This is a genomic window from Enterobacter sp. SCRI0065 (assembly GCF_059766475.1).
This window is the reverse complement of the sequence record NZ_JCBAJB010000006.1, coordinates 240,011-251,774: the sequence shown is the minus strand read 5'-3', so window position 1 is coordinate 251,774 and position 11,764 is coordinate 240,011. Positions and strand designations below refer to the sequence as shown.

Annotated in this window: 16 protein-coding genes; 6 read left to right on the top strand and 10 right to left on the bottom strand. The window is 48.7% G+C overall.

The features are described 5' to 3' along the window. Positions 1 to 352 precede the first annotated feature (352 nt). A complete protein-coding gene (locus AC6EMZ_RS17205; RefSeq protein ID WP_498403965.1) occupies positions 353 to 907 on the top strand; it encodes a gamma carbonic anhydrase family protein in 555 nt (184 codons plus the stop codon). Here the strand turns inward: AC6EMZ_RS17205 and AC6EMZ_RS17200 are convergent. Genes AC6EMZ_RS17200 through dprA form a run of 6 tightly spaced genes read right to left on the bottom strand, consistent with a single transcriptional unit; the run spans position 883 to position 4,668 of the window. Continuing rightward, positions 883 to 1,131 carry a DUF1488 family protein gene (locus AC6EMZ_RS17200; protein ID WP_498403964.1) on the bottom strand — a complete coding sequence of 83 codons (249 nt, stop codon included), beginning with the start codon at positions 1,129 to 1,131 and terminating at the stop codon, positions 883 to 885. The two genes, AC6EMZ_RS17205 and AC6EMZ_RS17200, sit on opposite strands and share 25 nt — an antisense overlap. Next, a complete protein-coding gene (gene aroE / locus AC6EMZ_RS17195) occupies positions 1,128 to 1,946 on the bottom strand; it encodes a shikimate dehydrogenase (RefSeq protein WP_498403963.1) in 819 nt (272 codons plus the stop codon). The genes AC6EMZ_RS17200 and aroE overlap by 4 nt, the downstream gene beginning before the upstream one ends. 6 nt (positions 1,947 to 1,952) lie before the next feature. After that, positions 1,953 to 2,525, bottom strand: a complete 573-nt coding sequence (tsaC, locus tag AC6EMZ_RS17190; protein ID WP_498403961.1) for an L-threonylcarbamoyladenylate synthase type 1 TsaC — start codon at positions 2,523 to 2,525, stop codon at positions 1,953 to 1,955. Between the two features lie 4 nt (positions 2,526 to 2,529). Then, a complete protein-coding gene (locus AC6EMZ_RS17185; protein ID WP_498403959.1) occupies positions 2,530 to 3,072 on the bottom strand; it encodes a DNA topoisomerase family protein in 543 nt (180 codons plus the stop codon). 26 nt (positions 3,073 to 3,098) lie between these two features. Further along, complete coding sequence (gene smg, locus AC6EMZ_RS17180) at positions 3,099 to 3,572, bottom strand: DUF494 family protein Smg (RefSeq protein ID WP_498403958.1); 474 nt, start codon at positions 3,570 to 3,572, stop codon at positions 3,099 to 3,101. Continuing rightward, positions 3,544 to 4,668 carry a DNA-protecting protein DprA gene (gene dprA / locus AC6EMZ_RS17175; protein ID WP_498403956.1) on the bottom strand — a complete coding sequence of 375 codons (1,125 nt, stop codon included), beginning with the start codon at positions 4,666 to 4,668 and terminating at the stop codon, positions 3,544 to 3,546. The genes smg and dprA overlap by 29 nt, the downstream gene beginning before the upstream one ends. A gap of 127 nt (positions 4,669 to 4,795) precedes the next feature. On the opposite strand from dprA, the gene def reads away from it, so the two are divergent. From def to mscL, 5 genes are all read left to right on the top strand, one after another. Further along, complete coding sequence (gene def / locus AC6EMZ_RS17170; RefSeq protein ID WP_498403954.1) at positions 4,796 to 5,305, top strand: peptide deformylase; 510 nt, start codon at positions 4,796 to 4,798, stop codon at positions 5,303 to 5,305. A gap of 26 nt (positions 5,306 to 5,331) precedes the next feature. Next, positions 5,332 to 6,279 (top strand): methionyl-tRNA formyltransferase, encoded by a 948-nt coding sequence (gene fmt / locus AC6EMZ_RS17165; protein ID WP_498403953.1) that lies wholly within the window; start codon positions 5,332 to 5,334, stop codon positions 6,277 to 6,279. 52 nt (positions 6,280 to 6,331) lie between these two features. Next, positions 6,332 to 7,618 carry a 16S rRNA (cytosine(967)-C(5))-methyltransferase RsmB gene (gene rsmB / locus AC6EMZ_RS17160; RefSeq protein ID WP_498403952.1) on the top strand — a complete coding sequence of 429 codons (1,287 nt, stop codon included), beginning with the start codon at positions 6,332 to 6,334 and terminating at the stop codon, positions 7,616 to 7,618. A 22-nt stretch (positions 7,619 to 7,640) separates the two neighbouring features. After that, complete coding sequence (gene trkA / locus AC6EMZ_RS17155; RefSeq protein ID WP_498403950.1) at positions 7,641 to 9,017, top strand: Trk system potassium transporter TrkA; 1,377 nt, start codon at positions 7,641 to 7,643, stop codon at positions 9,015 to 9,017. A gap of 146 nt (positions 9,018 to 9,163) precedes the next feature. Continuing rightward, positions 9,164 to 9,577, top strand: a complete 414-nt coding sequence (gene mscL / locus AC6EMZ_RS17150) for a large-conductance mechanosensitive channel protein MscL (RefSeq protein ID WP_498403948.1) — start codon at positions 9,164 to 9,166, stop codon at positions 9,575 to 9,577. On the opposite strand, the gene AC6EMZ_RS17145 is transcribed toward mscL, so the two are convergent. From AC6EMZ_RS17145 to AC6EMZ_RS17130, 4 genes are all read right to left on the bottom strand, one after another. After that, on the bottom strand, positions 9,578 to 9,793 hold the full coding sequence (locus AC6EMZ_RS17145; protein WP_498403947.1) for an alternative ribosome-rescue factor A: 216 nt from the start codon (positions 9,791 to 9,793) through the stop codon (positions 9,578 to 9,580). 56 nt (positions 9,794 to 9,849) lie between these two features. Then, on the bottom strand, positions 9,850 to 10,275 hold the full coding sequence (zntR, locus tag AC6EMZ_RS17140) for a Zn(2+)-responsive transcriptional regulator (RefSeq protein ID WP_498403945.1): 426 nt from the start codon (positions 10,273 to 10,275) through the stop codon (positions 9,850 to 9,852). A gap of 71 nt (positions 10,276 to 10,346) precedes the next feature. Then, positions 10,347 to 10,733, bottom strand: coding sequence for a 50S ribosomal protein L17 (gene rplQ, locus AC6EMZ_RS17135; RefSeq protein ID WP_498403943.1), 387 nt, complete (start codon positions 10,731 to 10,733; stop codon positions 10,347 to 10,349). A 40-nt stretch (positions 10,734 to 10,773) separates the two neighbouring features. After that, the gene (locus tag AC6EMZ_RS17130; protein WP_002919219.1) at positions 10,774 to 11,763 is read right to left on the bottom strand and encodes a DNA-directed RNA polymerase subunit alpha; all 990 of its coding nucleotides are present in this window, start codon (positions 11,761 to 11,763) and stop codon (positions 10,774 to 10,776) included. Between the last annotated feature and the right edge of the window lies 1 nt (position 11,764).

The following is an 11,764-nucleotide window of genomic DNA, read 5'->3' as shown; positions in this document are numbered from 1 at the left end:
GTCTGATAAATTGTTAAAGAGCAGTGCAACGCGGCTTTCGCTCACCGTTGCGAGGTGGCGTATATTACGCTTTCCTCTTTCAGAGTCAACCCTCAATTTCAGAATTTTTTCTCTTCAACCGAACCGGCTGTTGTGTGAAGTGATTCACATCTGCCGTGTCGATGGAGGCGCATTATAGGGATCCCAGCTTTTAGCACAAGCGTTTTATGGATCTTTTTTTCCGACTGCTGTTTTTACACTCTTTCCGCTGAGATCCTGTCCGATCTGATTAAAAAATGACGTATTTAACCCTTGATCGCTTTGCCCATTGCGATCACAGTCTTCTGTATAGCGTTCATTAGTCGAGGTTGATATGTCTGTAGTACTGCGTCCTTATAAAGATCTTTTCCCTACTAAAGGGGAACGCGTAATGATTGATGCCACTAGTGTGGTTATCGGTGATGTCAGAATGGCCGATGATGTCAGCATCTGGCCCTTAGTCGCGATCAGAGGGGATGTGAATTATGTCTCAATAGGATCACGCAGCAATATCCAGGATGGTAGTGTTCTGCACGTTACTCACAAATCCTCTTATAACCCAGATGGCAATCCGCTGATTGTGGGGGAGGATGTCACCGTAGGGCATAAAGTCATGTTGCACGGCTGCACTATTGGCAACCGGGTACTAGTCGGGATGGGATCTATTTTACTGGATGGAGTAGTAGTAGAGGATAACGTGATGATTGGCGCCGGGAGTCTGGTGCCACAGAACAAAAACCTTGAGAGTGGGTATCTATATTTGGGCAGCCCGGTGAAGCAGATCCGCCCTCTAACCGAAGCAGAACTTGAAGGATTAAGATACTCAGCTAATAACTACGTTAAATGGAAAGATGAGTATCTGAATCAGGATAACCAGACCCAGCCTTGATCGTCGTCCTGCTGCTCACGGATCAAATCGCTGGCTTCCTCTTCCAAATCCCAGCGATTTTCACGAAATGTCTCAAGAGGAACCACCCCACCAAAGCGATTTAACAATGCCTCTCCCCGTATGGCACAGTTGAGCTGCATGCCGTTGACTAAAACCGGGAAGCAAACGGCCAGTCTATCTTCATCCCAAAGTTCTCTATCCGGGAACTGGATCGCTTGATTCACGATAACAACTCCTCTTTTACCTTAAGAATGACAGGTTCAATCGCAGGTAACACGCCATGCCAAAGTAAAACAGCATGCGCTGCTTGCCCCACCAGCATCCCCAAACCATCAGCTAGATGTTTTGCGCCATGTTCCTCGCACCAGGTAAGGAAAGGCGTTTTCCCTTTCTGGTAGTACATGTCATAGATATATGTATGTACATTAATAAGTGAAGGTGGGATAGTCGGAACTTCACCGCCGATACCGCTAGACGTCGCATTGATAATAAGATCAAACTCTTGCCCGTGAAGGTCGTCCATTCCCCTCGCACTCACGCTGCCGGTATGGGCAAACAAGTGTGCAAGCACTTCAGCACGAGAAAATGTTCGGTTGGTGATCGTAACGGCGCAATCCATTGAGAGCAGAGGTAATATCACACCGCGTGATGCGCCTCCCGCTCCAATCAATAGGATACGAAAGCCAGGTTTAATGAAGGACAATCTTTCAAGGTCGCTTAATAAACCAATCCCGTCAGTATTATCTCCAAGTAACCGCCCATCCTCCATCCGTTTGAGTGTGTTCACCGCACCCGCCAGCGATGCGCGTTCGGTTAGCTCATCTGCTCGTTCGAACGCCTCTTCTTTAAAAGGTACCGTGATGTTAGCGCCTTGGCCACCAGCATCAAAAAAAGTGTTAAGCGTCACGATAAAATCGTCAACCGGGGCCAGGATACGCCCATAGGTATGATCAATTCGCAGTTGCTGAGCAAATTGTTGATGAATAAAAGGTGACTTGCTGTGAGCAATCGGGTTACCAAAAACGGCGTACGTTTCCATTATTTATTACCCTTGACGAAAACGCTCGCCAGTCAATGCATCACGGATTTCAGAGGGATTCTGGCGACCGCCGGTTTCGCCAATAACCACAGGAAAATGGTTGCCAAACTGCGCCAGCACTTCCTCCACTGTGCGACAAGGAGGCAATCCCGTCAGATTGGCGCTGGTAGAAACCAGCGGCTTGCCAAAACTTTCGCACAACGCTACGACCAGGGGATGGTCAGTGACGCGCACGGCAAGCGAGTCGAAACGACCTGTCAGCCAGCGTGGTGTCCTCGGGTTTGCAGGGAAAACAAACGTCACTGGGCCGGGCCATGCGGAGAAAATCATCTCGCGTTGAGCCTTCGTTAACATTGAGTCATCAATGTAAGGTTTGAGTTGCAAGAAACTGGCCGCAATCAGAATTAGGCCTTTTTCAACCGGACGCTGCTTAAGCGTTAATAGACGACTGACTGCAGTTTCACTGTCAGGATCGCACCCGACTCCGAATACAGCTTCCGTCGGATAAGCGATGACTTCTTCTTTATTCAGTACATCCACCGCATGCGCAATGGATCCTGATGGCAGGTAATTATTCACAGGTTTAATCCGCCGAGACCGGCTTTCCACATTGTTTACTTGCGCAAAACTGTTTAACACCTTGCGCAGTTTTCTTTTCTATCAGAAGCGGGTAATTGCAATGGGAGCATATTCCCGCAACTGGCTTCAAATTGATAACAAACTGACATTCCGGATAGCGATCGCAAGAATGAAAGGTCTTACCGAAACGGGAGCGACGCTGCACCAATTGCCCTTGATGACACTGAGGACATGCAATCGCCGTTTCGTCTGGTTTATCAATTTGTTCTGTATGCCCGCATTCTGGGTAGTGACTACAGCCAATGAACATACCAAATCGTCCTTGACGCAATGCCAGATCGCTACCACAGGATGGACACACTTGCCCCTCCAGAATTTTAACGATATGCCCGTCCGCCTGGTTTTTCAGGGGACGGACAAAGCTACATTCTGGATAGTGTGAACAACCGAGAAACGGACCGTGTTTCCCGGACCGGATGACAAGTTCAGCCCCACATTCTGGACAGGGCTCATGATTGCGCACCGCAAAAAGTGCTGATTTGGCCATAACAACTCTTAATGCCACATAATGAATTAATGCAGCATACCTTCATTCACTTCAAAGAGTAATTCTTCCATTTGTTGATAGGCATTTTCGCAGCCTGGAATGTTAAACAGAACCATCAGAATCACCCATTTCAGGTCTTCCAGTTCAAATTCTGCTGTATCCAGCGCCATAACACGCTCTATCACCATTTCTCGGGTTTCGAGGTTTAGCACCTGAATCTGCTCCAGGAATAAGACAAATCCCCGGCAACTGGCATCCAGCCTTTCACATTCTTCAGATGTATAAATACGCACGGACAGCGGATCGGAAGCCAGCTGCATCGGTTCGGCGAGGCCTTCCTGATAATCAGCCAGTTTCTCAAGCCACAACAACGCATTATAAATATCTTCCCGTTCGAATCCCGCATCGGTAAGATCCCGCGTCAGTCGGTCCTGGTCCACGCGCATTTCAGCTTCGTTATGGATGTAAGTCTCAAACAAATACATCAGTACGTCGAACATGGCTTGCCCTCCTCAATCGGACATAGCCGCCGGGTACAGCTGCGATCCATCCTGCTAACTCCAGTTCCAGTAGCTGTGCTACCGTGACTGGCACAGATTGGCCGGCACGTTCAGCGACAACGTCAACAGGTGTTACCTCATCTCCTACGTTAGCCAGGAGCTCAGGAAATGGCAATGCCACCTCCTCCTGATCTGATGAATAAAGTCTTTTTTGAGGCTCATCTGGCAACCAAAGCAGTCCGTTTCTCAAATTCGCCAGGATTTCTTCTGCGCTCGTAACCGGTGTCGCCCCTTGTTTGATAAGCCAATGCGGCCCCTCACAACCAGGGTTGCCGATCGGCCCCGGCAGCGCAAAAACCTCACGGCCTTGCTCCAGAGCACATCGCGCAGTGACAAGCGATCCGCTGCGTAATGCCGCCTCAACGACAAAAACGCCCTGACTCAGCCCGCTGATAATTCGGTTACGGCGCGGAAAATTGCCGGGCCAGGGTGGTGTCGCCAATGAAAATTCAGAAACGATAGCCCCTGCGGCATCGATGATTTGGTCAGCGAGTGAAATATGCCGACGGGGATAAATGCTAAACAGACCGTTGCCGAGAACCGCAATACTTTGTCCCCGGACTGAAAGTGCCGCACGATGCGCTACACCATCAATTCCACATGCCAGACCGCTTGTAATCGTAAATCCGCAGGTCGCTAACTGCTCGCAAAAAATCTTCCCCCATCGTTCACCATACCAGGAGGGCGAGCGACTCCCCACCACCGCCAGTTGATAGCTATTCAATACGCTGATGTTGCCTTTAACAAATAACGCCCCCGGGTAGTCCATCAACGTTCGTAATAATGGGGGATAAAGTGGACTATCGGCTGAGACTAAATAATGGTCAGGTAGTTCTAGCCAGTTCAGAGATCGTTCCAGCTCAGCTTCTTTTAAGCTTAAAAACTTGCTGGCCTGCTTAACTGTGAGACCAACTTCCGCCAGAGCGAAATCATCAATATTTGTTTGTTGTGCAAGATTCTGTGCAGCGAGCAACATCGCGTCACCACATAAATCTCCTGCGTTCATTAGTCGTAACCAAATCTCTGTGGAAGTCATCCTTTCCCCTGCCATAAGCAGCCTCAGCAATCTTTGCGATTGGTCAGCGATGCTGTCAATCAGAGGGGGATTTGTCTAGAATAGAGGTAATAATCTTTTCAACTCCTGAATACGACTCTGGAAATTTATGGCAGTTTTGCAAGTGTTACATATCCCGGACGAGCGCCTTCGCATTGTTGCTGAACCGGTAAAAGAAGTGAATGCAGAAATTCAACGTATCGTCGATGATATGTTTGAAACAATGTACGCTGAAGAAGGTATCGGCCTTGCGGCAACGCAGGTTGATATTCATAAACGGATCATCGTTATCGATGTCTCTGAGAATCGTGAAGAGCGTCTGGTATTGATCAATCCTGAACTGCTTGAAAAAAGCGGTGAAACAGGAATTGAAGAAGGTTGCCTCTCGATTCCTGAGCAGCGTGCCTTAGTGCCGCGTGCAGAAAAAGTTAAAATCCGCGCACTTGACCGCGAGGGTAAATCATTTGAGCTCGAAGCTGACGATCTGCTGGCGATTTGTATTCAACACGAAATGGATCACCTTGTCGGTAAGCTGTTCATCGATTACTTATCGCCTATGAAGCAACAGCGTATTCGTCAAAAAGTAGAGAAATTGGATCGTATGCGCACTCGCGCCTAGAGCGAACCTCAGATACAAGGAATAACGTGTCTACATCACTACGTATAATCTTCGCGGGTACACCTGACTTCGCAGCGCGTCATCTTGACGCGCTATTATCATCTGGCCATCAGGTTGTCGGGGTATTCACTCAACCCGATCGCCCTGCCGGACGCGGGAAAAAGTTGATGTCAGGTCCGGTTAAGGCTCTGGCAGAAGAGTATGGATTACCTGTGTTTCAGCCAGCGTCTTTACGTCCGCAAGAAAATCAGCAACTGATCGCCGATCTTAATGCCGACGTTATGGTCGTTGTGGCTTACGGTCTAATTTTGCCGAAAGCCGTGCTTGATATGCCACGTCTGGGCTGTATTAACGTACACGGTTCTCTGCTCCCTCGCTGGCGCGGCGCGGCACCTATACAGCGGTCGCTGTGGGCAGGTGATAGCGAAACGGGTGTCACCATTATGCAGATGGACGTAGGTCTTGATACTGGCGACATGCTCTACAAGCTTTCATGTCCAATTACTGCAGAAGATACAAGTGCTACGCTTTACGACAAACTTGCAGGCTTGGGTCCACAAGGTTTGATTGAGACGTTGCAACAGCTTGCGCAAGGGACCATAAAACCTGAAGCGCAAGATGAAGACTTCGTCACCTACGCTGAGAAGCTGAGTAAAGAAGAAGCTCAAATTGACTGGTCGCTGTCTGCCGTTCAACTGGAGCGTTGCATACGTGCGTTTAACCCTTGGCCCATGAGCTGGATAACCATCGACCATCAGCCGGTGAAAATCTGGAAAGCGTCGGTCATTCCAGGGGAGTCAACAGCAGAACCAGGCACAATAATAGAAGCCAATAAGCAAGGTATTCAGGTCGTCACTGCCGAAGGGTTCTTGAATCTGGAAACGCTACAGCCAGCGGGTAAAAAAGCAATGAGCGCACAGGATTTGTTAAATTCCCGTCGCGAATGGTTTACGCCAGGTCATCGTCTCGCCTGATTCTATTTTTCACTAAGGCCCGGAGCTTCCGGGCATTTTTATTTTTGCGGTTATGAAAAAACAAAATCTTCGTAGCATGGCAGCTCTTGCCATTGAGAATGTAGTCGAACAGGGTCAGTCACTCAGTAATGTCCTGCCACCGCTACAACAGAAAGTTTCCGAGAAAGATAAAGCATTGCTCCAGGAGTTGTGCTTCGGTGTACTGCGGACGCTTTCGCAACAGGAATGGCTCATCAATAAACTGATGTCCCGCCCAATGACAGGCAAGCAGCGCACAATCCATTATTTGATAATGGTGGGTTTCTACCAATTGCTTCATACCCGCATTCCACCCCATGCAGCCCTCGCTGAGACTGTTGAAGGCGCAGTTGCGATTAAGCGTCCGCAGTTGAAGGGTTTGATTAATGGGGTATTGCGCCAGTTTCAGCGTCAACAAGACGAACTGCTGCTTGAATTTGCACAATCAGAAAATCGCTTTCTGCACCCAGACTGGTTACTTAAGCGTTTGAAGAAAGCCTATCCGCAGCAGTGGGGAACCATTGTTGATGCGAATAATCAACGTCCTCCGATGTGGTTACGTGTTAACCGCACTCATCATACTCGCGACGAATGGCTCGCTTGCCTTGAAGAGACCGGGATGAGTGGATATGCGCATGATGCCTATCCTGACGCGGTACGCCTGGCATCACCGGTACCAGTGATGGCATTACCCGGTTTCGAACAGGGCTGGGTCACCGTACAGGATGCATCAGCTCAGGGTTGCATGTCCTATCTTGAGCCACAAAATGGCGAACGAATCCTTGATCTCTGCGCGGCGCCTGGTGGGAAAACGACCCATATTCTGGAGGTTGCACCGCAAGCTCGCGTCATGGCTGTAGATCTTGATGAGCAACGGCTTTCCCGAGTTTACGACAACCTGAAGCGTTTAGGCTTAAAAGCCGAAGTTAAACAAGGTGATGGCCGTACCCCTGCGCAATGGTGCGGTGATGAACAGTTTGATCGTATTCTGTTAGATGCACCTTGCTCTGCCACCGGTGTTATTCGTCGCCATCCAGATATCAAATGGCTTCGCCGGGACCGTGATATTAACGAGTTAGCTCAGTTACAGGCAGAAATTCTTGATGCCGTGTGGCCACATCTAAAATCAGGTGGCACTTTGGTATACGCAACCTGCTCCGTTCTTCCGGAAGAAAATACCCAGCAAATCGCTGCCTTTATGAAACGTACTCCTGATGCAACGTTGCACGCAACGGGCACCTCAGATAAACCAGGCGTACAAAATCTACCGGGAGCAGAAGAAGGCGACGGCTTCTTTTACGCTAAGCTAATCAAAGAGTGATGTTGAAAACGGATCGCATGCTATGAAGATAATCATTCTGGGTGCCGGACAGGTTGGCGGTACGCTGGCTGAAAACCTGGTCGGTGAGAATAACGATATTACTATTGTCGATACCAACGGTGAACGCCTGCGCGGTTTGCAGGACAAGTTTGATCTGCGAGTCGTACAAGGGCATGGTTCGCATCCTCGCGTCCTTCGTGAGGCTGGCGCCGACGATGCAGATATGTTGGTTGCGGTCACCAGTTCCGACGAAACGAACATGGTTGCCTGCCAGGTAGCTTATTCATTGTTTAATACCCCGAATCGTATTGCGCGCATCCGTTCTCCAGATTATGTCCGCGATGCTGAAAAACTCTTTAATTCCGAAGCAGTTCCCATCGATCACCTCATCGCACCTGAGCAGTTGGTCATCGACAGTATTTACCGGCTTATCGAATATCCTGGCGCTCTGCAAGTGGTGAATTTTGCTGAGGGTAAAGTCAGTCTTGCAGTCGCGAAAGCCTATTATGGCGGTCCTCTCATTGGCAATGCCTTATCTACCATGCGTGAGCATATGCCACACATTGATACGCGCGTCGCGGCAATTTTCCGTCATGACAGGCCGATCCGCCCGCAAGGTTCAACAATTGTTGAAGCTGGCGATGAAGTGTTTTTTATTGCCGCATCTCAGCATATTCGCGCCGTTATGAGCGAACTGCAACGGCTGGAAAAACCCTATAAGCGGATTATGCTGGTCGGTGGCGGTAATATTGGTGCAGGTCTTGCCCATCGCTTAGAAAAAGATTATAGCGTGAAGTTGATCGAACGCGATCAGCAGCGAGCATCGGAGCTCGCCGAGAAGCTACAAAACACAATCGTATTTTTTGGTGATGCTTCGGATCAGGAGTTGCTTGCTGAAGAACATATCGATCAAGTGGATCTGTTTATTGCGGTAACCAATGACGATGAAGCAAACATTATGTCGGCCATGTTGGCTAAGCGCATGGGTGCTAAAAAAGTCATGGTGCTTATTCAGCGACGCGCATATGTCGATTTGGTGCAAGGCAGCGTCATTGATATTGCCATTTCGCCACAGCAAGCAACTATATCCGCTCTCCTGAGCCACGTTCGTAAGGCCGATATTGTTGGCGTTTCATCTTTACGCCGTGGAGTTGCAGAAGCGATCGAAGCCGTTGCCCATGGAGATGAATCGACATCTCGCGTAGTTGGCCGTGCAATTGACGAGATAAAGCTACCACCTGGTACTATTATTGGGGCAGTTGTTAGAGGTAATGATGTCATGATTGCCAATGATAACCTACGCATTGAGCAGGGTGATCATGTCATTATGTTCCTGACAGATAAAAAATTTATCACAGACGTCGAACGTTTATTCCAGCCAAGTCCCTTCTTCCTCTAATCCCGAAAGATGTTCCTGACAGAACATCTTTCGCATTAACCCTTTATTTTTTAATGGCTAATTTCCATATCTATTATTTATCTATAATGGAAATTAGCTAATCATTTGTTAGACTTATGATCGTCAGTTGGCTCAAGGAGAATAAAATGAGTATTGTAAAAGAGTTTCGTGAATTCGCGATGCGCGGGAACGTAGTAGATTTGGCAGTGGGTGTTATCATCGGTGCAGCTTTCGGTAAGATCGTTTCATCTTTGGTCGCCGATATTATCATGCCACCTTTAGGGTTATTGATTGGCGGGATTGATTTTAAACAGTTTGCTGTGACATTAAGAGATGCACAAGGCGACATCCCAGCTGTTGTCATGCATTACGGCGTGTTTATCCAGAACATATTTGATTTCGTCATCGTTGCGTTTGCCATCTTCATGGCGATTAAGCTCATAAACCGACTTAACCGCAAAAAAGAAGAGCCTGCAGCCGCACCGCCTGCACCAACGAAAGAAGAAGTCCTTCTCTCAGAAATCCGCGACCTGCTGAAAGAACAAAATAATCGTTCTTAATTAGCGAGATAAAGTAAGAAGGCCAGTGGCAAAGAAATCATTTACTTCTTTGCCACTGGCCTCCCAGTTCCCTTTCTTTTCATGCTTATCTTTTCGTAGAAAACTGCCTTTACCTTTTTTATTCTTTTCGACTCTCTGCCGAAACAGTGGGTCATGTAGCAATGCTTCGATAGCATTGTCTTTAATTTGACCTTTCGTATGCTGATAGCGACTCATATAATCTCCAGATTGTCTGTCAGTCGGCAAAAGTGTAAATCCGCTTGTATCAAAAATCAACAACCACCCGATTCACCATTTGCTCCCTGTTCCAGGGTTTCGAGAATCGAACAATAAATACTGCTATGGGCAGTCCCACAACAGGCGTCATTAAGACGCTGCAGTGAACGCTGCATAGTCTGTAACTCTTCAATTCGTGTTTCAACCTCGTTCAACCTTGCCTGCACAATGCTTTTAGATTCCTGACAGGTATGGTGTTCGGGATCGATACGGATTGAAAGGAGTTCGCGAATGGATTCTAATGTAAAACCAAGCTGCCTTGCATGGCGAATAAACTTCAGACGTTGAAGATCTTTATCGGTATAGAGGCGAAAACCACCTTCAGTACGGACTTCATGGTCCATCATCTGTTGCTTTTCATAATAGCGAACAGTATCTGGCGTGACACCTGCACGTTTTGCGAGCTCACCGATGCGAAACATAGCGATTCCTCGTGAAGATTCAACGGATATAAAAAAACCCGCCGAAGCGGGTTTTTTTACGTCACTGCAGATTACTCTGCAGCTACTTCTGCTTTCGACTCAGAACGATCAACCAGCTCGATGTAAGCCATCGGAGCGTTGTCGCCTGCACGGAAGCCACACTTAAGAATGCGAGTGTAACCACCGGCGCGGGTCGCGAAACGCGGGCCCAGCTCGTTAAACAGTTTTGCCACGATCTCGTTATCACGAGTACGGGCGAATGCCAGACGACGATTAGCAACGCTGTCAGTCTTGGCAAGAGTAATCAGCGGCTCAACTACGCGACGCAGCTCTTTCGCTTTAGGCAGGGTCGTCTTGATGATCTCATGACGAACCAGTGAACCTGCCATGTTGCGGAACATAGCCTGGCGATGGCTGCTGTTGCGGTTCAGTTGACGACCACTCTTACGATGGCGCATGACCTTATCCTTCTCAGTAAAACCTTAACCTGTGATCCGGTTACTCGTCAGCAATGCTTGCTGGTGGCCAGTTTTCCAGGCGCATGCCCAGAGACAGACCACGTGAAGCCAGCACGTCTTTAATCTCAGTAAGAGATTTTTTACCCAGGTTCGGCGTTTTCAGCAACTCAACCTCGGTACGCTGTACCAGATCACCGATATAGTGGATAGCTTCTGCTTTGAGGCAGTTAGCAGAGCGGACAGTCAATTCCAGATCGTCAACAGGGCGCAGCAGGATCGGATCGAATTCTGGTTTCTCTTCTTTAACTTCCGGCTGACGTACATCACGTAAGTCAACGAAAGCTTCAAGTTGTTCTGCCAGGATGGTTGCCGCACGACGAATCGCCTCTTCAGGATCGATTGTGCCGTTGGTTTCCATTTCGATGACCAGCTTGTCCAGGTCGGTACGCTGTTCTACACGCGCTGCTTCAACATTGTAGGCAATACGCTCTACAGGGCTGTAGCAGGCGTCGACCAGCAGACGGCCGATTGGGCGCTCATCTTCTTCCGAATGAATTCGGGCAGAAGCCGGCACATAACCACGTCCGCGCTGAACTTTGATACGCATGCTAATAGCTGCGTTCTCATCGGTCAGGTGGCAGATCACGTGCTGCGGCTTGACGATTTCGACATCACCATCATGGGTAATGTCGGCTGCAGTCACAGGGCCAATGCCAGATTTATTCAGAGTAAGGATAACTTCATCTTTCCCCTGAACTCTCACCGCAAGCCCTTTCAGGTTGAGCAGGATTTCAAGGATATCCTCTTGAACGCCTTCTTTGGTACTGTACTCATGGAGTACACCATCAATCTCAACTTCGGTCACCGCACAACCCGGCATCGACGAGAGCAGAATACGGCGCAGTGCGTTACCCAGAGTATGGCCAAAGCCACGCTCTAAGGGCTCAAGGGTCACCTTGGCGTGCGTCGAACTCACTTGCTCGATATCTACCAGGCGCGGTTTTAGAAACTCTGTCACAGAACCCTGCATT